Here is a 23,698-nt window from a genome sequence, read left to right on the forward strand (position 1 = left end):
CACAGCGCCTCGGTGGAGGCGCCGGCGGCCTTGGCCAGCAGCCAATTGGACAGGAACGCGCAGAACAGGCCGCTGATGATCGCGATCTGCTGCACCGTGGCCAGCCGCCCGCGGTAGCGGGCCGAGGCGACCTCGGCGATGTAGGCCGGCGACATCACGCTGGCCGCGCCGACGGCGAAACCGCCGATCACCCGGGCGACGATGAACACCAGCGAGCTGCCCGCGGCGCCGGCGCCCAGCGCCGAAACCAGGAACATCAGCGCCGCCACGATCAGCACCCCGCGCCGGCCCATCCGGTCGCCCAGGCGCCCGGCGAAGAACGCGCCGATCGCGCAGCCGAGCAGCATCGAGGCCACCTCGAAGCCGATGCCGGCCGAACTGGACTGGAAGGTCTGCTTCAGGCCGTCGACGGTGCCGTTGATGACGCCGCTGTCGAACCCGAACAGGAACCCGCCGATGGTGGCCACGCAGCTGATCAGGACGATGAAACGGGTGTTCTCCGCAGCGTGCGCGGTCGCGGCGGTTCCAGGCGTGGCGCTGCTCATGCCGGTGGATTCCCTCGGTTGTGTTCGGATCCATCGCACCGGCCGGGCCGGTGCCCCTCCCTCGATCGAACCGGTCGCGACCGGCCTTCGCGGTCCTTCGTGATGCGTGGATTCATCCGTCCTTCGTGATATGTGGATTCATCCGTAGAGCCGAGCTTGCTCGGCTGGAGCTTCGCCAGGAAAAGCAGCCGAGCAAGCTCGGCTCTACCGCATTCCCGGTCGGGCCGCCCTGCGCCATCAGCGCAGCAGGTACTGGTTCAACAGGTTCTCGTAGGCCTCCTGGCGGCCGCTGAGCTGCTTCGGCTCGCCGTTCCCGGCAGCCAGCGCGGCCAGTTCGGCCAGGCCCAGCTTGCCGTCGGCGAAGTCCTTGCCGGCGCCGTCGTCGAAGCTGGCGTAGCGCTGCGCGCGCCACTGCTCCCACGGCGAGGCGGTCAGCAGCGCGTGCGCCACCTCCAGCCCGCGCGCGAACGCGTCCATACCGCCGATGTGGGCGATGAACAGGTCTTCCATGTCGGTGGATTCGCGGCGCGGCTTGGCGTCGAAGTTCAGGCCGCCCTCCAGCCCGCCCTGGCGCAGCACCACCAGCATCGCCCCGACCGTGTCGTACAGGTCGGTCGGGAACTGGTCGGTGTCCCAGCCGTTCTGCGCGTTGCCGCGGTTGGCGTCGATGCTGCCCAGCAGGCCGGCGTCGGAGGCGACCTGCAGGTCGTGCTCGAAGGTGTGGCCGGACAGCGTGGCGTGGTTGGCCTCGATGTTGAGCTTGAAGTCCTTGTCCAGGCCGTAGTGGCGCAGGAAGCCGACCACGGTGGCGCTGTCGAAGTCGTACTGGTGCTTCATAGGCTCCATCGGCTTGGGCTCGATCAGGAAGTTGCCCTTCAGGCCGATGCTGCGGCCGTAGTCGCGGGCCGCGGTCAGGAAGCGCGCGAAATGCTCCTGCTCGCGCTTCATGTCGGTGTTGTGCAGGCAGGCATAGCCCTCGCGGCCGCCCCAGAACACGTAGTGCTCGCCGCCCAGCGCGACGGTGGCCTCCAGCGCCGCCTTGACCTGCACCGCGGCGCGCGCGACGACGGCGAAGTCCGGGTTGGTGGCCGCGCCGTTCATGTAGCGCGGGTGGCTGAACAGGTTGGCGGTGCCCCACAGCAGCCTGATGCCGCTGGCGTCCTGGCGCGCCTTGGCCAGCGCCACCATGTGCCTGAGGTTCTTCTCGTACTGGCCGATGTCGTCGGCGTCCGGCGCCAGGTCGATGTCGTGGAAGCACCAGTAGGGCGTGCCGAGCTTGGTGAAGAACTCGAAGGCGGCATCGACCTTGGCCTCGGCGGTGGCCATCGCCTCGCCCTGCTCCCATGGGAAGCGGCGGGTGCCGGGGCCGAACGGGTCGTGGCCAGCGTTGCCGAAGGTATGCCAGTAGCAGGTGGCGAAGCGCAGGTGCTCGGCCATGCTCTTGCCGCCGATCTCCCTGTCCGCGTCGTAGACCTTGAACGCCAGCGGGTTGTCCGAGTCGCGGCCTTCGAACGCGATCCGGCCGACATTGGGGAAGTATTCCCGGGCGCCGATGAAGGGTTGGATGCTCATGCGATGCTCCTTTCGTGATGCATATGCGAGGGGGAAGACGTCAGCTGGCGTACAGCGGCCGCACCGCGCCGAGGTGTTCGAGGAAGCGCTGGTAGGGGGGGCGATAGGCCGCCACGCGCTGCGGGTCCGGCACCGCGGCCAGCGCCGGGTCGGTGGCGACGTGCGCGGCGACCAGCTCGGCCAGCGGCGTCGCCTCGCCCTGCGCCCGGCGCAGCGACCACAACGCCTGCAGGGCCGCGCCGAAGGCCGCGCCTTCGGTATGCCGCGGCACCTCCACGCGCAGGTCGAACACGTCGGCGACCATCTGCCGCCAGGCCGGGCTGTTGGCGCCGCCGCCGGTCAGCACGATGCTGTCGAAGGCCATGCCGGCGCGGACGAAGGCATCGAAGCCGTACTTCAGGCTGTAGGTCGCCCCTTCCATCGCCGCGCGGTAGAAGTTGGCCGCGCTGGCGTTGGCCGGGTCCAGGCCGGTCAGCACGCCCTTGCCGTGCGGCAGGTCCGGGGTGCGCTCGCCGTTGAGGAACGGCAGCAGGGTCAGCCCGCCGGCGCCGGGCGCGGTGGCGGCGATGCGCGCATCGCCTTCGCGCGCGCTGAAGCCGAACAGCCTGGCGATCGACTCGGTGGCGACCGTGCAGTTCATCGTGCAGATCAGCGGCAGCCAGCCGCCGGAGGACGAGCAGAACGCCGCCCAGGCGCCGTCGGCATCGACCACCGGCGTGTCCGAATAGGCGAACAGCGTGCCCGAGGTGCCCAGGCTCATCGCCAGCCTGCCCGGCACCACCGCGCCGGTGCCGAACGCGGCCATCATGTTGTCGCCGCCGCCGGCCGCGACCACGACGCCATGCGGGAGGTCCAGCGCCTCGGCGGTGGCCGCCGCCAGCGGGAACAGGGTGCCGGCCTCCACCAGCGGCGGCAGGCATCGGCCCAGGTCGCGCTGCGGATCGGTGGCGTGCAGCAATTCCTTGGACCAGGTGCGGCTGCGCACGTCCAGCCAGCCGGTGCCGGAGGCGTCGCCGTACTCGCAGAAGTACTCGCCGGTGAGCCAGGAGTTCACGTAGTCGTGCGGCAGCAGGATGTGCGCCAGTTCGGCGTAGACCTGCGGCCGGTGCCTGCGCGTCCACGGCAGCTTGGAGGCGGTGTAGCCGGCCAGGATCGGGTTGCCGGCCAGTTCGATGGTGCGTGCCGGGCCGCCGAGCGCGGCCATGATCTCCCCGCATTCGGCCTGGGTACTGGTGTCGCACCACAGCTTGGCCGGCGCCAGCACCCGGCCGGCGGCGTCCACCGGCACGAAGCCGTGCTGCTGGCCGGACACGCCGATCGCTACCACCCGCGCGCGCTGCGCCGGTTCCAGCCGGGCAAAGCAGGCGGCGATCGCCTCGATCCACCATTCGGCACGCTGCTCGCGGCTGCCGTCCTCGCCGGCGATCAATTCCAGCGCCTGGTCGTGGGTGGCGACGAGGGCGCGCGCCTGCGGGTCGTAGGCGACCAGCTTGACGCTCTGGGTGCCGACGTCCAGCCCGACGAACAGGCCGCTCATGCCGCGCTCCGGCAGGTCGGCGGGTTCATGTTAGCGCTACCAAAACGGCTCCGAAAAAAAGCCACCGGGGAAGGGGCGATCGCTTGCATGCGGCTGCGGTTCGTGTCGTGGAGGCCTGAACTCTAGCAGCAGAAATCGAAAAGGCTTGTTGCATTGCGGAAGGGCGCCGGCCGCCGGCGCGGCCTGGCCGCGAAGCGTTGCCGGAGGGGGAGGAGACCTCCGCCGGCGGCGCCGTCGCCGCGGCCGGGAAAAGCGCTCGGGAGCCCGACGGGCACCGGCTACAATGCCCGGCTCATGAGTGCCGTCATTTCCCTGCCCGATCCCGCCCCCCGTGCGCGCGACCCGCGCGTGGCCGAGCGCGAACAGCACAAGCTGGCCAAGCGCCTGCGCCGCCAGGTCGGCCAGGCCATCGCCGATTTCGGCATGATCGAGGCCGGCGACAAGGTGATGGTGTGCCTGTCCGGCGGCAAGGACAGCTACACCCTGCTGGACATCCTGCTGCAGTTGCAGAAGAAGGCGCCGGTGCCGTTCGAGCTGGTGGCGGTGAACCTGGACCAGAAGCAGCCGGGCTTCCCCGAGCACGTGCTGCCGGAGTACCTGGCCGGGCTGGGCGTGCCGTACCACATCATCGAGCAGGACACCTATTCGGTGGTCAGCCGGGTGATCCCGGAAGGCAAGACCATGTGTTCGCTGTGCTCGCGCCTGCGCCGCGGCGCGCTGTACAACTACGCCGAAACCCATGGCTTCACCAAGATCGCACTGGGCCACCACCGCGACGACAGGGTGGCCACGTTCTTCATGAACCTGTTCCACCACGCCAAGCTCTCCGGCATGCCGCCCAAGCTGCGCAGCGACGACGGCAAGCACGTGGTGATCCGCCCGCTGGCCTACGTGCGCGAGAGCGACATCGTCGACTACGCCGCCGCGCGCCGGTTCCCGATCATCCCGTGCAACCTGTGCGGCAGCCAGGAAAACCTGCAGCGCAGGCAGGTCGGGCTGATGATGAAGCAATGGGAGAAGGACCACCCCGGCCGCATCGAGCAGATCGCGCGCGCGCTGGGCGACGTCCGCCCCGCACAGCTGGCTGACCCCACCCTGTTCGACTTCATGGCGCTGGGCCGCCGCGACGACGCGCCGCTGCCCGACGCGCATGCGTGGCTGGTCGGCGGCACACCCGACGCAGGTGCTGAGACGCCTGCCGGTTAATCTCGGGAGCGCGATCGCGTTCCCATCCTTACGAATCCCCGACTGCTGGTAATCCATGTTCTTCAAAAACCTGACGCTGTTCCGTTTCCCCACCTCGGTGGATTTCTCCGAAGTCGACAAGCTGCTGCCGCACGTGCTGCTCAAGCCGGTCGGCGCGCTGGAAATGACCTCGCGCGGCTTCATCTCGCCGTTCGGCCGCGAAGAGAAGGAAGTGTTCTCGCACCGCATCGGCGACGCGCTGTGGCTGACCGTCGGCGGCGAGGAGAAGATCCTGCCCGGCGCGGTGGTCAACGACCTGCTGGCGCGCAAGCTGGAGGAGATCGAGGAGAAGGAAGGGCGCAAGCCCGGCGGCCGCGAGCGCAAGCGGATGAAGGACGACCTGCTGCACGAGCTGCTGCCGCGCGCCTTCGTCAAGAGCTCGCGCACCGATGCGCTGCTCGACCTCAAGCACGGCTACGTGGCGGTGGACAGCTCCAGCCGCAAGACCGGCGAGAACGTGATGAGCGACATCCGCGGCCTGCTCGGCAGCTTCCCGGCGATGCCGCTCAACGCCGAGGTCGCGCCGCGCGCGATCCTCACCGGCTGGATCGCCGGCGAGCCGCTGCCCACCGGCCTGAGCCTGGGCGAAGAGTGCGAGATGAAGGACCCGGTGGAAGGCGGCGCGGTGGTCAAGTGCCAGCACCAGGAACTGCGCTGCGACGAGATCGACAAGCACCTGGACGCCGGCAAGCAGGTGACCAAGCTGGCGCTGGTGTTCGAGGACAACCTCTCGTTCGTGCTCGGCGACGACCTGATCGTGCGCAAGCTCAAGTTCCTCGACGGCGCCCTGGACCAGCTCGAACACGCCGACGAGGACGGCCGCCGTGCCGAACTGGACGCGCGCTTCGCGCTGCAGAGCGGCGAGATCCGCCGCCTGTTCCTGCTGCTGGAAGAGGCCTTCAAGCTGAGCAAGGCCGACAACTGAACCACCAACGGCGTCCACCCTTCCTGTAGGAGCGATGTCAGTCGCGACCACGCCTTCCCGGGAAAGCCCGGTCGCGACCGACATCGCTCCTACAGGTTGCCTGCGGCCGTCGTATGCTGTCGCCATGTCCCCCTCGCTGTTCCGTCGCCTGATGCCCGCCCCCGCCACGCCGGTGATCCAGCGCGACACGGTGCGGCTGCGGCTGGAGGAAGCGGAGATCGACGTGCTGCGCGTGCGCGATCCGCGCGCGCGCCGGCTCAAGCTCAGCGTCGACGAACGCGGCGTGCGGCTGACGCTGCCGCCGCGCGCCAGCCTGGTCGCCGGCGAGCGTTTCATGCAGGCCAACCGGCAATGGCTGATCGAGCAGCTGGCGCACTACCACCGCGACGACGCGCTGCCGCCGTTGCGGCGCGACGAACCGGGCTGGCTGCCGCTGCGCGGCGAACTGCTGCCGGTGCGCTGGCAACCGGGCCGCTTCGCGCAGGTGGAGGTGGACGCCGACGGCGCCTGCATCCGCCTGCCGCCGCGTGCGGGCGAGGCGGCGCTGCGGCGCGTGCTGCGCGAGTTCTACGAGGCGCAGATGCGTGCCGACGTCGGCCGCTGGCTGCCGCGCTACCTGCCGGGGTTGCCGCGGGCGCCGGCGCGGCTGCGGCTGAAGGTGATGTCCTCGCAATGGGGATCGCTGGCGCCGGACGGCTCGATGGCGCTGGACCTGGCGCTGGTGCTGGGGCGGCCGTCGGCGTTCGAGTACGTGCTGGTGCACGAGCTGTGCCACCTGCTGCAGGCCAACCACTCGCCGGCGTTCTGGGCCGAGGTGGAGGCGCGCTTCCCCGACTGGCGCGCCGAGCGCGCCTATTTCCAGGCCGAAGGCCGGCGACTGAAGGCGATGCTGCGGCAGCTGCTGCAGGCCGAGGACTGAGGCCCCGCGCCTGCCACCTGCCCAAAGCCGTTGCAAGAGCGACGTGGGTTGTGACCGGTGAGTCACCGACGGCCCTGATGAAGTCGGGAATCCAGCGCCCGGTCGCCCAGCCGGTATTTCCCGGGGGAAACCAGCGCTCGGCGGGCTGCCCGGAAAGCTCTTGACTGACGTCGCTCCTGCAACGGCTTTCTGCTGTGGGCAGGGGCGACGCTGCGCGGCCTCGGGCCGTCAGGTCGCGACCGAACCATGTTCAACGCGGGTCGGGCAGCGCCGCGTCCAGGAATTCCCGCACGATCCGCGCCACCGCTTCGGCCCGGTCCATGTGCAGGTGGTGATGGCCGGGCAGCACCGCCAGCTGGCCGCGGCGCAGCAAGGCGGCGCGCGCGCTGCGCAGCGGTTCGGGGAAATAGGCCTGTGCCGGGCTGGCGTAGATCACCTGCGCCGGACATTCGATGGCCGCCACCAGCGCGTCGATCTGCGCCTCGGTCGGGCGCAGCGCGGTCGGCAGCATCAGCCGCGGATCGCTGCGCCAGCTGTAGCCGCCGGGCACTTCCCGCACCCCGCGCTCGACCAGCAGCCGTGCCGACGTTTCGCCGAGCTGGTTGGCCATCATCCGTGCGCGCACCGGTGCGGCCAGGTCGGGAAACACCCGCAGGCGCTTGTCCGGCAGCGCGCGCAGCGCGGCCACATGCGCGCGCAACCGCTGCGCGGTGTCTTCCAGCGGCGCCGACAGCCCGCCCAGCGCCTCGATCGCCACCAGCGCCTCGACCCGCGCCGGTGCCGCGGCCGCCACCAGGCTGGCGATGCCGGCGCCCATCGAGTGGCCGAGCAGGGTGAAGCGCTCCCAGCCCAGGGCGTCGGCCGCCTCCAGCACCCGGGCGATGGCCTCCACCGCGGTGTACGGCGCGCCGGGCGGCAGGTGGTCGCTGTGGCCATGGCCGGGCAGGTCCAGCAGCACCAGGTCCAGCTGCGGCAACTGCGCGGCCAGCGGCAGGAAGCTGGCCGCGTTGTCGAGCCAGCCGTGCAGCGCCAGCACCCTGCGCCCCCCGGCATTGCCGCAGCGCAGCCCGGCGACCGCGAGCGGGCCGAGGTCGAGCCGGAACGGCTGCGGGGTCATGGGTCGGCGCTGGCCAGCGCCGCCAGTGCGCGGGCGTGGGCCGGGGCGTCGTTGAGGCAGGGGATGTAGCGCAGCTGCGCGCCGCGCTCGGCGACGGTCGCGGCGAAGCCCATCGCCACCTCCTCCAGCGTTTCCAGGCAGTCGGTGGCGAAGCCGGGGCAGACCACGTCGATCCGGCGGATGCCGCCCTCGGCCATCGCCCACAGCGTGGGTTCGGCATAGGGCTGCAGCCAGCGCTCGCGGCCGAAGCGCGACTGGTAGGTCAGCCGCCAGTCGTCGTCGCCCAGGTCCAGCGCGGTGGCGATGGCGCGCGCGCTGGCCTCGCAGCGCTGCGGGTAGGGGTCGCCGTCGTCGGCCACCCGCTGCGGGATGCCGTGGAAGGAGAACACCAGCTTCTCGCCGCGGCCGTGGCGCTGCCAGTGGTCGCGGATCGAGCCGGCCACCGCCGCCACCCAGCCCGGGTCGGTGGCGTAGTCGCGGATGCAGCGCACCGCGACCTGCGGGTTGCGCGCCTGCCACAGCCGCAGCCGGTCCTCGACCGAGGCGGTGGTGGTGGTCGAATACTGCGGATACAGCGGCAGCACCACGATCCGGCGCACGCCCTCGCGCGCCAGCGCGTCCAGTGCCGGGTCCAGCGCCGGCTGCCCGTAGCGCATCGCCTCGCGCACCCGCCACTGCGGCAACTCGCGCTGCATGCCTTCGGCCAGGCGCCGGGTGTGGACCGCCAGCGGCGAGCCTTCCGGCAGCCACACCTGCGCGTACTTGGCCGCCGAGCGGCCGCTGCGCAGCGGCAGGATCACCCCGTGCAGCAAGGGTTTCCACAGCAGCGGCGGGATCGCCACCACGCGCGGATCGCCGAGGAATTCGGCCAGGTAACGCCGCACCGCGGGGGCGGTCGGCGTCTCGGGCGTGCCTAGATTGACCGCGAGCAGGGCGGTGTCGGGTGCGTCGAGCATGGGCGCATTCTCGCAGGTGCGGGCGACGGCGGCGACGCCGCGGTGCCGATCGCGGCGATATGTCGCACCGATCGCGCCCCGGATCCGCTCACTGGCGATTCATCGCCGCGCTACTAATTTCAGGCACTTGCTTTATCTTCTTGTGCACCGACTTCTGGAGTCCGCCATGCGCCGCCTGCCGTGCCTCGTGTTGCTGTTGTCCGCCAGCCTGCTGTCCGCCGCCGCCGTGGCCGGCCCGCAGGAGGATCAGCGCGCCCGCAACGCGGTGCGCGTGCTCAGCGAGATCCAGGAGATCCCCGAGCAGGCCATCCCCGACAAGCTGCTCGACGAGGGCCGCGCGATCATCGTCATTCCCGACACGATCAAGGCCGGCCTGGTGATCGGCGGCCGCCGCGGCCACGGCCTGATGTCGGTGAAGATGGCCGACGGCGCCTGGTCCAACCCGGTGTTCGTCAAGCTCACCGGCGGCAGCATCGGCTTCCAGGCCGGGGTGCAGTCCTCCGACGTGATCCTGGTGTTCCGCAACGACCGCAGCCTGGACAACATCGTCAACGGCAAGTTCACCCTCGGCGCCGACGCCGGCGTGGCCGCCGGCCCGGTGGGCCGCAATGCCGCCGCCGCCACCGACGGCCAGCTCAAGGCCGAGATCTGGTCGTGGTCGCGCGCGCGCGGCCTGTTCGCCGGGGTCGCGCTCGACGGCGCGGTGCTGCAGATCGACGATGCCGCCAACCTCGACGCCTACGGCGCCAACACCACGCCGCGGATGATCTTCGAAGGGCGCGTGAACGAACTGCCGTCCGCCGACGTGGTCGCGTTCCGCGACCGCCTGGAGGAGTCCACCTACGCCGCCCGCGAGAAGCGCGGCACCAACGGTGCCGGCGCCGCGCCGCGCACCGCGCCGGTGGCGGTCGTCCCGCCGCCGGCGGACAACACCGAGGCCAGCACCGCGCCGTTGCAGCAGGTGCCGGCCCAGGACGTGCCGCAGCAGGGTTTCCAGCCGGTTTCCGAAGGCGAGATCCGCACCGAGACGCTGGACGGCGACAACTGACCTTCGGCACGCGCGCCCGTCGCTGCCGGGTGCGCTATCCTCGACTTCCTTATTCACGGACAACGCGAGCGGATCATGGGCAGTTTCAGCATCTGGCACTGGTTGGTGGTGCTGGTGATCGTCCTGCTGGTGTTCGGCACCAAGCGGTTGACGAGCGGCGCCAAGGATCTGGGCAGCGCGGTCAAGGAATTCAAGAAAGGCATGCGCGACGACGACAAGCCGGCGGCGCAGCTCGGCGACGAGTCGCGCAGTCAGGAAGCGTCGCGCGAAGCGCAGTCCGAGCGCGACCGCGACCCGCGCTGATCCGGGTTTTCCGGCGTGTTCGATATCGGATTCAGCGAACTGCTGCTGATCGCGGTGGTGGCCCTGGTGGTGCTCGGCCCCGAGCGCCTGCCCAAGGCGGCGCGCTTCGCCGGGCTGTGGGTGCGGCGCGCGCGCAACCAGTGGGATTCGGTGAAGCAGGAGCTCGAGCGCGAACTGCACGCCGAGGAACTCAAGCGCAACCTGCAGGACATGAAGGCCTCGCTGCGACAGACCGAAGCCCAGCTGCGCGACAGCGGGCAGCAGCTGCGCGACGAGGCCGGCGAACTGCGCCGGCAGCTGGAGCAGGAACAGGCCTCGGCGCTGGGCGAAACCGGGGACGGCGAACGCGCCACGGCTCCGGATGCCGACGGCGCGTCGGTCGATGCCGCGCCGAAGCTGGCGTCGACCGAACCGGAATCCGGATCCGAATCCGCCACACAAACGCCTGCCATGCATGACACTCCGCCGGAGCCGCGACCATGAGCGGCGGCGATGCCGGCGAGTCCAGCCTGGTCGAACACCTGATCGAATTGCGCGCACGGCTGGTACGCGGCCTGGTCGGCCTGGGCGTGGTGCTGCTGGCGCTGCTGCCGTTCTCGCGCACGCTCTACACCCAGCTGGCGACGCCGCTGATCTCGCAGCTGCCGGCCGGGCAGTCGATGATCGCCACCAACCCGGCCGGCGCCTTCTTCGCCCCGCTCAAGCTGACCTTCTTCACCGCGTTGTTCGTCGCGGTGCCGTGGCTGCTGTACCAGGCCTGGGCATTCGTGGCGCCGGGGCTGTACGCGCGCGAGAAGCGGCTGGCGCTGCCGCTGCTCGGCTCGGCGGTGGCGCTGTTCTACATCGGCTGCGCCTTCGCCTACTTCCTGGTGCTGCCGGCGGTGTTCCACTTCCTGACCACCTTCCGCCCGGACGTCATCGCCATCACTCCCGATGCCGGCGCCTACCTGGATTTCGTGCTGGCGATCTTCTTCGCCTTCGGCATCAGTTTCGAGCTGCCGGTGGCGATGGTGATCCTGGTGCTGCTGGGCTGGGTGACGCCGGCGCAGCTGCGCGAGGGCCGCGGCTACGCCATCGTCGGCATCTTCGTGATCGCCGCGGTGCTGACTCCGCCGGACGTGGTGTCGCAGCTGATGCTGGCGATCCCGATGTGCGTGCTGTACGAGCTGGGCATCCACGCCGCGCGCTGGCTGTCGCCGGGCCCACGCCCCGACCACAACGAATCGCCGCAATGACGAACGCCCCGCTGCGTTCCGTCGGTTGACCGCGGCATCGCCCGCGATACCGGACGCCCGAACCTCGATGGTCGGCGGCCGGCCAGTTCGAATCCCGCCTCCGCGCCATCGGCAACGACCAGCGCCCCCATGTTCCCTGGCGGGCAAGGCGCAGGTGCATCGCCTGCCAGCGAACTGCCGATCTCCGGATGCACCGGACGATACGGGACGGTCATCCGGAGCGCGTGAGGGATGACGGATATCGATGGATGCTCCCGGCATCCGCCGCGTGAAGCGGCAGCCATGCGGCCCACGGATGCGGTCGACGTGCGGCACCCCGCACGGGCATCCGTGATACGGGTCACGGCAACGCCGCGCTGCGCGGGGTATTAGCTTTCCCTGCAGGGGATCGGCCGACATGCCATCAATCCGAAGGCGACAGCGGATGACGTCCTGCATCCCGGCGTTGGATAGCCCAGCCAGCACGATCACACCCAGCTCCGCCCATCGGCCGCAGCAGGCCGGTGGGGCAGCGGGCCGCAGCGTTTGCGCGGATCGGACCGCGCCGTCCCCGGGCGCGGCGGCCGACGACGACAGACGAACAGGCAACGGATCGCGACACCAGGAACGGCAGGGCGCCGCAGGCAGCCCTGTCGGCACGGCCATGGAAGACCGTGTCCGCGGAGACGGGCGCATGGGCGCCGCCGTCTCCGCAACCCTCCGGGCTCGTACCGGACAAGGTCGGGAGCGCGCAGGACGCAGCTCCCCGGCCTCTCGCGAATGGATATTCCATCGACAAAGGAGCGTGTTATGAAAAGTCTGGCTGCACTGGGTTTGGCGCTGCTGGTATCGGCTACGGCGGCGGGCACGGCGGAGGCGGGGAAACCGGCGTTCGAGAAACTGGGCGGGAAAGCGAAGTTCATACACGGCGACAACCTGGTGACCGATGTGTTTCCGGAAACCGGCGCTTCGCTCGACGAGCGCCTGCAGACGCCGCGGCAGAAGGCGGCCGGGTTGAGCGCGATCATGGTCACCCGCGAGGGCGACCAGTACGTATCGAGGATGGCTCCCGAGGACGTGGAGCTGTTCGAGGATGCGATCAAGGCGCTGGAACTGCTCGGCCGCGTGCCGGACGCGATGCCCGGCTCGCCGCCGACGCTGCCGACCGTCCACGGCGACGCCTGGGCGGTGCCCAACGTCGTCATCGGCGCCGACAACAGGGTGCAGGTGACCAATACTACCGTCGCGCCGTACTGGAACATCGGTCGTATCGGGATCGGCTGCACCGGGACGCTGATCGGGCCGAAGCACGTCCTGACCGCGGGCCACTGCGTGTCCAACGGCGCCGGCAGCTGGTATTCCAGCCTGAACTTCACCGTGGCCCAGAACGGCAGCTACCAGCCGTGGGGGACGAAGTCGTGGGCGAACGTCATCACCTCCTCGGAGTGGCACAACAACGCGAACACCAACTACGACTATGCGTTGATCGTCCTCAGCGAACCCGCCCATGGCGGCTATGCCGCCTGGGGAACGTACTCCGGAGGCAACCACACCATCACCGGGTATCCGGGCGAGAAGCCGTTCGGGACGATGTGGACGCATTCCGGGGCGGTCTCGACCAGCGGTTCCTACCGGCTCTGCTACACCATCGACACCAGCGGCGGGAACAGCGGAAGCGGCATCTACGACAGCGGCAACCGCGTCCGCGGGATACATACCACGGGCTCGTCCAGCCAGAACTGCGGGACGCGGCTGACCAGCACCGTGTACAACACGATCCAGAACTGGATCTCCAGCAACCCGTGAGCGGGCGCTTGCGATCCTGAGCGGCGTCGCCGTGGTGCCCGGATGACCGGGCACCACGGTTCTCGCCGAAGCAACCCAGACGCGAGGTGGCGGACATGAGATGGATGCTTGCCGTGACGCTGGTACTTCTGGCGGGCTGTGGCATCGGCGGCAAACCGCCGGCGGTGGATCGCGAGCCGCTGGAGGCCGCGCTGATCGTCGGCAGCGCGGAATCCCCGGACCCGGTGCTGGCCAGGGTCATGGAGCTGGAGGAAAGCGGCGTGGTGGAAGACGTGGTGGTACACGAATCGTTCCCGGTGCAGATCCGCCTGCGCGCGCCGCGGCGGGTGATCGACGAATTGAACGGGATCCCGCGGGCCGGAGAGCTGCGTTAGGGCGTTTCGCGGCGCCCCTTCATGGCGACGGAAGCCGGTCGGATCCATGCCGGCCGCCCGCGGCGCTCCTGCAGCGGGAGCGAAGCCTCGCCGCTTGCCGCGGGGTCTTCCAGATCGTCATCCCCGCGCAGGCGGGGACCCAGCGACTCGACTGCGATGCTGGATGAAAGCCGGCGGTTTTCCGGAACCAGTGCCGGATCTGCATGAACGCCTGTGGATGACCGGCCCAACGGCTGTCGAAGAGCGCTTCCGCCAGCGCGGGGATGGCGAACAACGCCAGCCCGAAACGAAAACCCCGGCCGGGGCCGGGGTTCTGTGCATCATGCCGCGAAGATGTTGTCCGGCTGCGGGACCGACGACGGCGTCTGCGGGCCGTGGTCGAACATCTGCTTCCAGGCTGCATAGACGGCGCCGGCGAGCACCGGCATCACCACCGCCATCAGCAGCAGCTGCGCCACCCACAATGCCAGCAGCTGGCCGCCGATGAGCTGGGCGACCAGCGCCACGATCATCACCGCGAAGTAGATCGCGAACACCGCGACGAAGGCGAGCAGGAAGAACACCAGCATCGCCAGCAGGTTGTGCAGGCAGCCGCGCAGGCTTTCGCGCAGCGCCAGCAGGCCGTTGCGGTGCTGGAACATCACCTGCGGCGACAGCGTGAACAGCGCCAGCGCCATGGCGGCGAAGGTGGCCACCACCAGCAGCAGCCACAGCAGGATGCGCCCGGCCGGCAGGCTGGCGACCAGCGCCTCGATCGCCGCCGGGTCCGGCTGCGCGCCGGACTGGCTCATCTCGTTGAGCCGGGTCATCACCTCGCCCAGCTGCTGCAGGCCGCTGGTGCCCAGCAGCAACAGCAGCAGCGCGCCCAGCAGCAGGCCGGCGCCCAGCTGCGGCAGCAGCGCCACCAGCAGGTGCGGCGCACGGCCGTCGTGCAGGCCCTGCAGCAGGTGCGAGGGACGCGCTTCGCGGCCCTGGTCGACTTCGCGCACCGCCCATACCATGCCGCCGAAGAACACCGGGCCGGCCAGCGCCAGCAGGAACTGGGCCACGGTGGCCAGCGCCGGGTGCAGCAGCGACACCGACATCACCACCAGCGCCGCCACGCCCCACATCACGCCCAGCAGGCCCAGCGCCCGCGGCGCCTTGCGCAGCAGCACGAAGCCGGTCAACAGCCATTCCGCGCCGGCGGAGGCCGGCACCTTGCGAATCTCGCTCATTCCAATTCCGAAGCAGGGGGAAACGCCGGCAGGTCACCGACGTGGCGGGATTATCGCCGGAACCCGCGCCACCGGCGAGCCGGGCCCGCGGTTGCCGGGGCCCGGCCGGAAGACGTTCCTCGGCAACGGAGGGGCGGGTGCCGGCGATGCGACAGGAAGCGGCGGTCGGCTGCTGGCCGGATCGCGGCCCGACACGACGCAAGGAGGCGTGTCCATGCTGCCGGGACGCGTCGGCGCAGGCAGCGATGCCGGTGAGATGTGGCGCGGCGGCAGGCGGTCGCGGGGCCGTGCCGGGGATGCCGGTAGCCGCCGCCGGTGCGCGTGTCCCAGCCGGAGCGATCGATGACGGCAGGCGGGGCCGGAGGAAAGCCGGCCGCGGATCGTCGTGCCGTTGCCGGTCGTGCCGCAGGGCGGGCGACGCCGGTTCGCTGGAGAGCGGCGCCGCGCCTTGCCCGTCGCCGCTCAGTGCGTGGTGCCGGTGCGGACGTGGCGGACGAAGCGCCGCAGCAGCTGCCGCGCCAGCGGGGCGGCGCTGACCTCGCGGGCCACGGTGCGGGCGCAGCCGCCATGGCGGGCGATGCAGTCGGCGCGGGCGCGGACGTAGCCGCGCATGTGGTGGGTGGCGAACTCGGGATGGAACTGCAGGCCCCAGGTGTTGGCGCCCCAGCGGAAGGCGTGGCAGTTGTCCTGCACCGAGCGCGCCAGCACGGTGGCGCCGGCCGGGGCGCGCAGCACCGTCTGCAGGTGGGTGGCGTGGGCCGGGAAGCTGGCCGGCAGCCCGGCGAACAGCGGATCGTCGGCGGCCGGCGGCTGCAGGTCCAGGCGGATGGTGCCCGATTCGCGACCGGCCGGGTTGTATGCCACCTCGCCGCCCAGCGCATGCGCCAGCAGCTGGTGGCCGTAGCAGATGCCCAGCAGCGGCATGCCGGCGTGGGCGGCCTCGCGCAGCCAGCCGGCGCTGCGTTCGCTCCACTCGGCGCGGTCGGTGACGAACGCGGCCGAGCCGGTGACGATCGCCCCGGCGAAACCGGTGCGCGCCGGCAGCGGATCGCCGGCCGCCACGTTCGCTACCACGGTCTCGCGCGGGCCCAGCCCGGCGGCCACGCGGATCCAGTGCGGGAAGCGTCCGTAGCGCTTGAGCGGGGCGGCCGGCTGGCCGGTCTCGAGGATCAGGAAGGGCGGCGGACTCATCGTGGCGACATGGGACGGTACGTGGTCGATTCTAGGCGGTGCCGGACGCCGGGGCGCGGCCGTGCGGCCCGGCGCCTTAGAACCATGGGTTTGGTCTAAAGAACCATCGCACCATCTTTCGTAGAGCCGAGCTTGCTCGGCTGGGGCGTCATGGGAAGGCTTCAGCCGAGCAAGCTCGGCTCTGGGAAGGCCTCAGCCGAGCAAGCTCGGCTCTACTGGGACGGTTTCAGCCGAGCAAGCTCGGCTCTACTCCGTCGGTGGCAGCACCGACAGCACTTCCTCGACCGTGGTCAGCCCGGCGGCCACCTTTTCAAGCCCGGCGCGGCGCAGCGTGCGCAAGCCTTCGCCACGCGCGGCACGGCTGAATCCGGCCAGATCCATGTCGGCGCGGATCAGCCCGCGCAGCCGCGAACCCAATGGCAGCAACTCATACAGGCCGATCCGGCCCATGTAGCCGGTGCGCCGGCACTCCAGGCAACCGACCGGTGCACACGCCGCCACTTCATCAGGCAATGCCTCATCGGCATCGCGCAGGACCGCCCAGTCGGCCTCGGACAGGGTGTCCGGCTGCTTGCAGTGCGGGCACAGGGTGCGCACCAGCCGCTGCGCCAGCACCCCGTTCACGGTGGAGGCGATCAGGTAGTGCGGCACCCCCAGGTCGAGCAGGCGGGTGATCGCCGAGGGCGCGTCGTTGGTGTGCAGGGTGGACAGCACCAGGTGGCCGGTGAGCGAGGCCTGCACCGCCATCTGCGCGGTCTCCAGGTCGCGGATCTCGCCGATCATGATGATGTCCGGGTCCTGCCGCAGCAGGGTGCGCACGCCGGCGGCGAAGTCCAGGTCGATGTTGGTCTGCACCTGCATCTGGTTGAACTCCGGCGCGATCATCTCGATCGGGTCCTCCACCGTGCACACGTTCACGTCCGGGGTGGCCAGCCGCTTGAGCGTGGAATACAGGGTGGTAGTCTTGCCCGAGCCGGTCGGGCCGGTGACCAGCACGATGCCGTGCGGGCGCGCCACCAGCTCGTTCCAGCCGGCCGCTTCTTCCGGGCTAAAGCCGAGCTGGTCGATGCTCTTGAACGCGGCGTCCGGGTCGAAGATGCGCATCACGCACTTCTCGCCGAACGCGGTGGGCATGGTCGACAGCCGCATCTCCACCTCGCGCCCGCCCGGCGAACGGGTCTTGATGCGGCCGTCCTGCGGCCGCCGGCGCTCGGCCAGGTCCATGCGCCCGAGCACCTTGATGCGGCTGACCACCGCGGTCATCACCGCCGGCGGCAGCTCGAACACCTTGTGCAGCACGCCGTCGATGCGGAAGCGCATGCGCCCCATGTCGCGCCGCGGCTCCAGGTGGATGTCGCTGGCGCGCTGCTCGTAGGCGTACTGCAGCAGCCAGTCGACGATGTTGACGATGTGGTGGTCGTCGGCATTGACGTCGCCGGCGCGGCCCAGCTCCACCAGCTGCTCGAAGCTGGGCAGGGTGCCGCTGACCTCGCCACGGGCATCGCCGCGGGCGCCGCGCACCGAGCGGGTGACGCCGAAGAACTCCATGGTGTAGCGGTGCAGGTCCAGCGGGTTGACCAGCACCGTCTCGATCCGGCGCCGGGTCAGGTGCTGCAGGTCGGGCAGCCAGTCCTGCGCGGTCGGTTCGCTGGTGGCCACCAGCACCTTCTCCGTATCCACCGCCAGCGGCAGGATCCGGTGCCGGCGCGCGTAGGCGTGCGAGACCACCGCGGTGGCGGCGGCCACGTCGACCCGGGTCGGGTCGATGCGCAGGTGGCGGCTGCCGGTGCGCGCGGCCAGCCATTCGGTCAGCCGCTCCAGCCCCAGTTCGCCGGCCGGTGGCCGCGCCGCGGTCAGCTTGAGGTTGGCCAGCAGCACCAGCGGGTGCACCTCGCTGGCGTTGCGCGCGCCCTGGGCGGAAAAGCGGATGCGCTCGTGGTCGGCCTCGGCCACCATGCCGTCGGCGACCAGCGCCGCGGCCACGCGTTCGAACACCAGTCGCCCGGGAGGCAGCTGCGCTGCGCTGGGAGCCGGCCCGAACTGCACCGTTTGCCGCTGATCCATCCGCCAAATTCCTCAGAGCGTGCCATGTACATCGTGGTGGGGCGGCGGCCGGGTGGCTGTCGCGCTGCAGGCGTCCCTATGCAGACGCCGCGCGCAGCGACGCGCCCGTTGCCGCGGCGTGCCGGCATGCCGGGGAGCGCGGCCGCGACCGCTCGCTATACTAGCGCACCCCTCCGTACGGCAACCCGCAGCATGTCCGCACCCCGGCCTGTTCCGATCACTTTCCAGGGCCTGATCCAGACCCTCAACGATTTCTGGGCCCGGCAGGGCTGCGTGCTGATCCAGCCGCTGGACCTGGAGGTCGGTGCCGGCACCTTCCACCCGGCCACGTTCCTGCGCTCGATCGGCCCGGAAAGCTGGAATGCCGCATACGTGCAGCCCTCGCGCCGTCCCACCGACGGCCGCTACGGCGAGAACCCCAATCGCCTGCAGCGCTACTACCAGTACCAGGTGGCGATGAAGCCGAGCCCGGACAACATCCAGGAGCTGTACCTGGACTCGCTCAAGGCGCTGGGCATCGATCCGCTGGTGCACGACCTGCGCTTCGTCGAGGACAACTGGGAATCGCCGACGCTGGGCGCCTGGGGCCTGGGCTGGGAAGTCTGGCTCAACGGCATGGAGGTGACCCAGTTCACCTACTTCCAGCAGGCCGGCGGCCTGGAGTGCAAGCCGGTGCTGGGCGAGATCACCTACGGCCTGGAACGGCTGTGCATGTACCTGCAGAACTGCGACAACGTCTACGACCTGGTGTGGACCTACGGCCCGGACGGCACCGCGGTCACCTACGGCGACGTCTACCACCAGAACGAGGTGGAGCAGAGCACCTACAACTTCGAGTACGCCGACGTGGACGAGATGTTCCACCGCTTCGACGCCTGCGAGAAGGAAGCGCAGAAGCTGGTCGAGGCCGGCCTGCCGCTGCCGGCCTACGAGCAGGTGTGCAAGGCCAGCCACTCGTTCAACCTGCTCGATGCGCGCCGCGCCATCAGCGTGACCGAACGCCAGCGTTACATCCTGCGCGTGCGCGCGCTGGCGCAGGCGGTGGCGAAACTCTACGAGGCCAAGCGCCTGGAAGCCGTGGCCGCGAGGGCATCGGCGCCATGAGCCTTTCCGGAGCCGACGGGCTCGCCAGCGCCGGCTACGTGAACTTCCTGTTCGGAGCCCTGCTGGCCGCCTGGGCGATGAGCAACGGGCGCAGCGGAATCCTGTGGCTGATCTTCGACAGGGTGCTGGCACCGGTCGCCGGCCCGGTGATGCTGTTCGTGCATGGGCGCGCGCTGCGCCGCAAGCCCGATTCCGATGTTTCCGTGTTTCCCCCAACTGGGCGCAGCGACCTGATGTCGATGCGCAAGGACGTCATATGAGTGAAATGAAACCGCTGCTGATCGAGCTGGGCGTGGAGGAGCTGCCGGTCAAGGCGCTGCCGGGCCTGTCGCAGGCGTTCTTCGACGGCGTGATCGATGGCCTGGCCAGGCGCGGCGTCGCCTTCGACCGCGAAGGCGCCAAGCCGCTGTCCACCCCGCGCCGGTTGACGGTGCTGCTGCCGGGCGTGGAAACCGAACAGCCGGAACAGCGCTCGGAAGTGCTGGGCCCGTACGTGAACATCGCGCTGGATGCCGACGGCCAGCCGACCAAGGCGTTGCAGGGCTTCGCCGCCAAGGCCGGGATCGAGTGGACCGCGCTGGAGCGCACCAGCGACGCCAAGGGCGAGCGCTTCGTGCATCGTTCGGTCACGCCGGGCGCGCGCACCGCGCAGCTGCTGCCGGAGATCCTGCGCGAGGCCATCGCCGCGATGCCGATTCCCAAGCCGATGCGCTGGAGCGACCACGACTACGGCTTCGCCCGTCCGGTGCACTGGCTGGTGCTGCTGCACGGCAAGGACGTGGTGCCGGCCAGCGTGCTCGGCGTCGATGCCGACCGCATGAGCCGCGGCCACCGCTTCATGCACGACAAGCAGGTGTGGCTGAGCACGCCGACGGATTACGTCGAGTCGCTCAGGGCCGCGTTCGTGCTGGTCGATCCGGATGCGCGCCGCGAGCGCATCGTGCACGAGGTCAATGCCGCCGCCGCCAGGGCCGGCGGCGTGGCGCGCATCACCGACGACAACCTCGAGCAGGTGGTGAACCTGGTCGAGTGGCCGTCCGCGGTGCTGTGCGGCTTCGAGCGCGAGTTCCTGGCGGTGCCGCAGGAAGCGCTGATCGAGACCATGGAGGTCAACCAGAAATTCTTCCCGGTGCTGGACGGCGCCGGCAAGCTGACCGAGAAGTTCATCGGCATCGCCAACATCGAGTCGAAGGACGTGGCCGAAGTGGCCAAGGGCTACGAGCGGGTGATCCGCCCGCGCTTCTCCGATGCCAAGTTCTTCTTCGACGAGGACCTCAAGCAGGGCCTGGTGGCGATGGGCGAGGGCCTCAAGAGCGTCACCTACCAGGCCAAGCTGGGCAGCGTGGCCGACAAGGTGCAGCGCGTATCGGCGCTGGCGCAGGCCATCGCCCCGCAGGTGGGCGTTGACCCGGTGCTGGCCAAGCGCGCGGCCGAACTGGCCAAGAACGACCTGCAGTCGCGCATGGTCAACGAATTCCCCGAATTGCAGGGCATCGCCGGCCGCCACTACGCCATCGCCGGCGGCGAGGGCAGCGACGTGGCGCTGGCGATCGACGAGGCCTACCAGCCGCGCTTCGGCGGCGACGACATCGCGCTGTCGCCGCTGGGCAAGGTGCTGGCGATCGCCGAGCGCCTGGACACGCTGGCCGGCGGCTTCGCCGCGGGGTTGAAGCCGACCGGCAACAAGGACCCGTTCGCGCTGCGGCGCAATGCGCTGGGGTTGGCGCGGACGGTCATTGAGTCGGGTTTTGATCTGGATATTTCGGACTTACTTGGTGTTGCCTTCGGCAATGTGGATGAAAGTCGCGTCGAAGTCATGCAAAGAAATGCTTCTGCAAAGGGCGGCCTTCAGCTAGTTGGAATGGGTGTAGTCAATCCCGACCCGAGGCCAACCGACTTGTACGACTTCATCCTCGACCGCTTGCGCGGCTACTACACCGACAAGGGCGTCCCGGCTACCCACTTCAACGCGGTGGCCGAACTGAAACCGGCCTCGCTGTACGACTTCGACCGCCGCATCGATGCCATCGGCACCTTCGCCACCTTGCCGGAGGCCGAGGCACTGGCCGCGGCCAACAAGCGCATCCGCAACATCCTGCGCAAGGTCGAGGGCGAGATTCCGGGGCAGATCGACCCGGCGCTGCTGGCCGAGCCGGCCGAGAGCGAGCTGGCCGAAGCCGTGGTCGCCGCCATCGACGACACCAACGCCACGCTGGCGCAGAAGGATTACGTGGCCGTGCTCGGCCGCCTGGCGCGGCTGCGCCCGCAGGTGGACGCGTTCTTCGACAAGGTGATGGTCAACGTCGACGATCCGGCCGTGCGCGGCAACCGCCTGGCGCTGCTGCGCACCCTGGGCGACCGCCTGGGCAGCGTCGCCGCGATCGAGCACCTGTCCGGCTGATTGACGTTGCCCGCGATGGCCGGCGATCCGCAAGATCGCCGGCTGCGCGTTGCGGTGCCGGTTTGCGGCTGACCATCTTGGAGGGGGCTGCGGTAGGTACGATGGCGAGGTTCTTTGCCAGAAGGCAGTCCGTGCCTTTCTGTCGCGACTGACGTCGCTCCTACAAGGCAGCAGGGAACCCTGTAGGAGCGACGTCAGTCGCGAGCTTTTCGAGCAGCAGATGCGCCCCGCGAATGCGCACGCCGCGTCGACGCGCAGCAGGCATCCGTTCACGGCGATTTAACTGCGTCTGTGAAGCACGTCATGCGATATCGTCTGTCGCCGACGCCCCGTTATGCTGTGGCGATGCAGCCAAGATTCCTCGCCTCGCTCGCCCTGTTCCTGTGCCTTGCCGCGGTCGCGACCGCGCATGCCCGCGGCACCATCGAAAAGGTGGAGATCACCGGGCTGGACAAGGACGACGACGCGGCGATGATCGAGAACATCGAGGTCTCGCTGACGCTGTACGAGAGCCTGGGCAAGGTACAGGGCGAATCGCGGCTGGAGTACCTGCTGGCCCAGGCCGAACGCCAGACCGCCCAGGCGCTGGAGCCGTTCGGCTACTACAACCCGACCATCACCGTGGAGGCGCCGCGCGAGGGCGACCGCCTGCAGGTGCGGATCCACGTCGACAAGGGCGAGCCGGTACGGGTGCGGCGCGCGGACATCGCCATCACCGGCCCGGGCGAGGACGACCGGTACCTGCAGCAGGACCTGCGCGACTTCCAGCCGCGCAAGGGCGAGGTGTTCGACCACACCGCCTACGAATCCAGCAAGGTGGTGATCACCCGGCGGCTGGCCGAGCGCGGCTATTTCGATGCCGACTTCACCCAGCGCCAGGTGGCGGTGACGCGCGCGGAGAACGCCGCCGACATCGACCTGAGCTGGGACAGCGGCGGCCGCTACGACATGGGGCCGACCCGCTTCCACCAGGACTACTTCAACCAGGACCTGTTCGACCCGCTGGTGTACTGGGAAGAAGGCAGCTACTACCACGAGGGCAAGCTGGACCGGCTGCGCGAGTCGCTGACCAAGCTGGACTACTTCAGCACCATCGACATCCAGCCGCGGCCGGAGGAGGCCGACGACGACTGGCGGGTGCCGGTGGACGTGAACCTGGCGCTGGCCAAGCGCAACATCTACTCGGCCGGCCTGAGCTATGGCAGCGAGAGCGGCGCCGGTGTGCGCGCCGGCGTCGACCGCCGCTACGTCAACCGCCGCGGGCACAAGCTCAGCACCCAGCTGGACTACGCGCAGAAGCGCAAGAGCCTGACCACCAGCTACCGCGTCCCGGCGTTCCACTGGCTGGACGGCTGGTACACGCTCACCGCCGCCGCCTACGACGAGCAGACCGACTACATCGACCTGCGCAACGTGCGCCTGATCGGCAGCCGCAGCGGCGAGATCAACGAGCACTGGACCGCGATCGCCTCGATCAACGCGCTGCGCGAGCGCTGGCGCTACAGCTCGGCCGACAGCTTCGAGGGCTCGCGCTACGAATACTCCACGCTGCTGTACCCGCAGCTGGTGGCCGACTACGTGGCGGTGGACGACGAGTTCTTCCCGCGCCGCGGCTTCAGCGGCAACGCCACCCTGCGCGGCGGCGTCGAAGGCGCCGGCTCGGACACCAGCTTCGTGCAGGTGCACGCCACGCTGCGCTGGTACCTGCCGATCGGCGACAGCAACCGCCTGGTCCTGCGCGGCGAGGGCGGCACCACCTGGACCAGCGACCTGGTGGCGATGCCGCCGAGCCTGCGCTACTTCGCCGGCGGCGACCGCAGCATCCGCGGCTACGCCTTCCGCGAGGTCGGGCCGCGCACGCCGGCGCCGGACAAGTTCGCGCTCGGCGCCAAGAACGTGGTCACCGCCAGCGCCGAATACGAACACTATTTCGGCGGCGGTCCATGGGGCGCGGCGGTATTCGTCGACACCGGCAGCGCGTTCGACAACGACATCGACCTGCACACCGGCGTCGGTTTCGGCGTGCGCTGGAAATCGCCGGTCGGGCCGGTGCGAGTGGACATCGCCCACGGCCTGAACCATCCCGATTCGCAATTCCAGCTGTACCTCAACATCGGAGCGGACCTGTGAGCCGGCCTGCCGACGACATCACCCCGGAAC

General features: G+C 69.9%; 21 protein-coding genes. 13 read left to right on the plus strand and 8 right to left on the minus strand.

What is annotated here, in order from left to right; translation table 11 throughout:
- From OK345_RS11870 to xylB, 3 genes are all read right to left on the minus strand, one after another.
- A partial coding sequence (locus OK345_RS11870) for an MFS transporter (RefSeq protein ID WP_265128194.1) occupies nucleotides 1–545 on the minus strand: 545 nt, incomplete at its 3' end.
- Between the two features lie 237 nt (nucleotides 546–782).
- Nucleotides 783–2,117 carry a xylose isomerase gene (gene xylA, locus OK345_RS11875; RefSeq protein ID WP_265128195.1) on the minus strand — a complete coding sequence of 445 codons (1,335 nt, stop codon included), beginning with the start codon at nucleotides 2,115–2,117 and terminating at the stop codon, nucleotides 783–785.
- A 40-nt stretch (nucleotides 2,118–2,157) separates the two neighbouring features.
- Nucleotides 2,158–3,654: a xylulokinase gene (gene xylB / locus OK345_RS11880; RefSeq protein WP_265128196.1), complete on the minus strand. Its 1,497-nt coding sequence runs from the start codon at nucleotides 3,652–3,654 to the stop codon at nucleotides 2,158–2,160.
- A 294-nt stretch (nucleotides 3,655–3,948) separates the two neighbouring features.
- Between xylB and ttcA the strand changes: the two genes are divergently transcribed.
- The 3 genes from ttcA (at nucleotide 3,949) to OK345_RS11895 (ending at nucleotide 6,743) form a co-directional block, all read left to right on the plus strand.
- A complete protein-coding gene (ttcA, locus tag OK345_RS11885; RefSeq protein WP_265128197.1) occupies nucleotides 3,949–4,860 on the plus strand; it encodes a tRNA 2-thiocytidine(32) synthetase TtcA in 912 nt (303 codons plus the stop codon).
- A gap of 55 nt (nucleotides 4,861–4,915) precedes the next feature.
- Nucleotides 4,916–5,824, plus strand: a complete 909-nt coding sequence (locus OK345_RS11890; RefSeq protein WP_265128198.1) for a recombination-associated protein RdgC — start codon at nucleotides 4,916–4,918, stop codon at nucleotides 5,822–5,824.
- 124 nt (nucleotides 5,825–5,948) lie between these two features.
- Nucleotides 5,949–6,743, plus strand: a complete 795-nt coding sequence (locus OK345_RS11895) for a M48 family metallopeptidase (protein ID WP_265128199.1) — start codon at nucleotides 5,949–5,951, stop codon at nucleotides 6,741–6,743.
- A gap of 250 nt (nucleotides 6,744–6,993) precedes the next feature.
- On the opposite strand, the gene OK345_RS11900 is transcribed toward OK345_RS11895, so the two are convergent.
- Complete coding sequence (locus tag OK345_RS11900; protein WP_265128200.1) at nucleotides 6,994–7,860, minus strand: alpha/beta fold hydrolase; 867 nt, start codon at nucleotides 7,858–7,860, stop codon at nucleotides 6,994–6,996.
- Nucleotides 7,857–8,816, minus strand: coding sequence for a ferrochelatase (gene hemH / locus OK345_RS11905; protein WP_265128201.1), 960 nt, complete (start codon nucleotides 8,814–8,816; stop codon nucleotides 7,857–7,859). The genes OK345_RS11900 and hemH overlap by 4 nt, the downstream gene beginning before the upstream one ends.
- Before the next feature lie 166 nt (nucleotides 8,817–8,982).
- Between hemH and OK345_RS11910 the strand changes: the two genes are divergently transcribed.
- The 6 genes from OK345_RS11910 to OK345_RS11935 all read left to right on the plus strand — a co-directional run bounded on the left by OK345_RS11910 (nucleotide 8,983) and on the right by OK345_RS11935 (nucleotide 13,561).
- Nucleotides 8,983–9,864, plus strand: a complete 882-nt coding sequence (locus OK345_RS11910; protein ID WP_265128202.1) for a lipid-binding SYLF domain-containing protein — start codon at nucleotides 8,983–8,985, stop codon at nucleotides 9,862–9,864.
- A gap of 75 nt (nucleotides 9,865–9,939) precedes the next feature.
- Nucleotides 9,940–10,167, plus strand: a complete 228-nt coding sequence (gene tatA / locus OK345_RS11915; RefSeq protein WP_265128203.1) for a Sec-independent protein translocase subunit TatA — start codon at nucleotides 9,940–9,942, stop codon at nucleotides 10,165–10,167.
- 15 nt (nucleotides 10,168–10,182) lie between these two features.
- On the plus strand, nucleotides 10,183–10,650 hold the full coding sequence (tatB, locus tag OK345_RS11920; protein WP_265128204.1) for a Sec-independent protein translocase protein TatB: 468 nt from the start codon (nucleotides 10,183–10,185) through the stop codon (nucleotides 10,648–10,650).
- The gene (gene tatC / locus OK345_RS11925) at nucleotides 10,647–11,402 is read left to right on the plus strand and encodes a twin-arginine translocase subunit TatC (protein ID WP_265128205.1); all 756 of its coding nucleotides are present in this window, start codon (nucleotides 10,647–10,649) and stop codon (nucleotides 11,400–11,402) included. The genes tatB and tatC overlap by 4 nt, the downstream gene beginning before the upstream one ends.
- A gap of 789 nt (nucleotides 11,403–12,191) precedes the next feature.
- Nucleotides 12,192–13,187 carry a trypsin-like serine peptidase gene (locus OK345_RS11930; RefSeq protein ID WP_265128206.1) on the plus strand — a complete coding sequence of 332 codons (996 nt, stop codon included), beginning with the start codon at nucleotides 12,192–12,194 and terminating at the stop codon, nucleotides 13,185–13,187.
- Between the two features lie 113 nt (nucleotides 13,188–13,300).
- Entirely contained in the window at nucleotides 13,301–13,561 is a 261-nt protein-coding gene (locus tag OK345_RS11935; protein WP_265128207.1) for a hypothetical protein, read from the plus strand.
- A gap of 320 nt (nucleotides 13,562–13,881) precedes the next feature.
- On the opposite strand, the gene OK345_RS11940 is transcribed toward OK345_RS11935, so the two are convergent.
- The 3 genes from OK345_RS11940 to OK345_RS11950 form a co-directional block, all read right to left on the minus strand.
- Nucleotides 13,882–14,778: a BPSS1780 family membrane protein gene (locus OK345_RS11940; RefSeq protein WP_265128208.1), complete on the minus strand. Its 897-nt coding sequence runs from the start codon at nucleotides 14,776–14,778 to the stop codon at nucleotides 13,882–13,884.
- Between the two features lie 462 nt (nucleotides 14,779–15,240).
- On the minus strand, nucleotides 15,241–15,969 hold the full coding sequence (locus OK345_RS11945) for a glutamine amidotransferase (RefSeq protein WP_265128209.1): 729 nt from the start codon (nucleotides 15,967–15,969) through the stop codon (nucleotides 15,241–15,243).
- A gap of 246 nt (nucleotides 15,970–16,215) precedes the next feature.
- On the minus strand, nucleotides 16,216–18,033 hold the full coding sequence (locus OK345_RS11950) for a GspE/PulE family protein (RefSeq protein WP_265128210.1): 1,818 nt from the start codon (nucleotides 18,031–18,033) through the stop codon (nucleotides 16,216–16,218).
- A gap of 192 nt (nucleotides 18,034–18,225) precedes the next feature.
- Here OK345_RS11950 and glyQ point away from each other — a divergent pair, with 192 nt between their 5' ends.
- From glyQ to OK345_RS11970, 4 genes are all read left to right on the plus strand, one after another.
- Nucleotides 18,226–19,137, plus strand: a complete 912-nt coding sequence (gene glyQ, locus OK345_RS11955; protein WP_265128211.1) for a glycine--tRNA ligase subunit alpha — start codon at nucleotides 18,226–18,228, stop codon at nucleotides 19,135–19,137.
- Entirely contained in the window at nucleotides 19,134–19,397 is a 264-nt protein-coding gene (locus OK345_RS11960) for a hypothetical protein (RefSeq protein ID WP_265128212.1), read from the plus strand. The genes glyQ and OK345_RS11960 overlap by 4 nt, the downstream gene beginning before the upstream one ends.
- Entirely contained in the window at nucleotides 19,394–21,538 is a 2,145-nt protein-coding gene (gene glyS / locus OK345_RS11965) for a glycine--tRNA ligase subunit beta (protein ID WP_265128213.1), read from the plus strand. The genes OK345_RS11960 and glyS overlap by 4 nt, the downstream gene beginning before the upstream one ends.
- A 345-nt stretch (nucleotides 21,539–21,883) precedes the next feature.
- Entirely contained in the window at nucleotides 21,884–23,668 is a 1,785-nt protein-coding gene (locus OK345_RS11970) for an autotransporter assembly complex protein TamA (RefSeq protein WP_265128214.1), read from the plus strand.
- Nucleotides 23,669–23,698 lie beyond the last annotated feature (30 nt).

It is taken from the genome of Xanthomonas chitinilytica (genome assembly GCF_026107455.2).
GTDB lineage: Bacteria > Pseudomonadota > Gammaproteobacteria > Xanthomonadales > Xanthomonadaceae > Stenotrophomonas > Stenotrophomonas chitinilytica.

Bases quoted from the DNA above. Each gene is read 5' to 3' on its own strand.
- xylA (WP_265128195.1), bottom strand. From the start codon at position 2,117: ATGAGCATCCAACCCTTCATCGGCGCCCGGGAATACTTCCCCAATGTC.
- xylB (WP_265128196.1), bottom strand. From the start codon at position 3,654: ATGAGCGGCCTGTTCGTCGGGCTGGACGTCGGCACCCAGAGCGTCAAG.
- ttcA (WP_265128197.1), top strand. From the start codon at position 3,949: ATGAGTGCCGTCATTTCCCTGCCCGATCCCGCCCCCCGTGCGCGCGAC.
- OK345_RS11890 (WP_265128198.1), top strand. From the start codon at position 4,916: ATGTTCTTCAAAAACCTGACGCTGTTCCGTTTCCCCACCTCGGTGGAT.
- OK345_RS11895 (WP_265128199.1), top strand. From the start codon at position 5,949: ATGTCCCCCTCGCTGTTCCGTCGCCTGATGCCCGCCCCCGCCACGCCG.
- OK345_RS11900 (WP_265128200.1), bottom strand. From the start codon at position 7,860: ATGACCCCGCAGCCGTTCCGGCTCGACCTCGGCCCGCTCGCGGTCGCC.
- hemH (WP_265128201.1), bottom strand. From the start codon at position 8,816: ATGCTCGACGCACCCGACACCGCCCTGCTCGCGGTCAATCTAGGCACG.
- OK345_RS11910 (WP_265128202.1), top strand. From the start codon at position 8,983: ATGCGCCGCCTGCCGTGCCTCGTGTTGCTGTTGTCCGCCAGCCTGCTG.
- tatA (WP_265128203.1), top strand. From the start codon at position 9,940: ATGGGCAGTTTCAGCATCTGGCACTGGTTGGTGGTGCTGGTGATCGTC.
- tatC (WP_265128205.1), top strand. From the start codon at position 10,647: ATGAGCGGCGGCGATGCCGGCGAGTCCAGCCTGGTCGAACACCTGATC.
- OK345_RS11930 (WP_265128206.1), top strand. From the start codon at position 12,192: ATGAAAAGTCTGGCTGCACTGGGTTTGGCGCTGCTGGTATCGGCTACG.
- OK345_RS11940 (WP_265128208.1), bottom strand. From the start codon at position 14,778: ATGAGCGAGATTCGCAAGGTGCCGGCCTCCGCCGGCGCGGAATGGCTG.
- OK345_RS11945 (WP_265128209.1), bottom strand. From the start codon at position 15,969: ATGAGTCCGCCGCCCTTCCTGATCCTCGAGACCGGCCAGCCGGCCGCC.
- OK345_RS11950 (WP_265128210.1), bottom strand. From the start codon at position 18,033: ATGGATCAGCGGCAAACGGTGCAGTTCGGGCCGGCTCCCAGCGCAGCG.
- glyQ (WP_265128211.1), top strand. From the start codon at position 18,226: ATGTCCGCACCCCGGCCTGTTCCGATCACTTTCCAGGGCCTGATCCAG.
- OK345_RS11960 (WP_265128212.1), top strand. From the start codon at position 19,134: ATGAGCCTTTCCGGAGCCGACGGGCTCGCCAGCGCCGGCTACGTGAAC.
- glyS (WP_265128213.1), top strand. From the start codon at position 19,394: ATGAGTGAAATGAAACCGCTGCTGATCGAGCTGGGCGTGGAGGAGCTG.
- OK345_RS11970 (WP_265128214.1), top strand. From the start codon at position 21,884: ATGCAGCCAAGATTCCTCGCCTCGCTCGCCCTGTTCCTGTGCCTTGCC.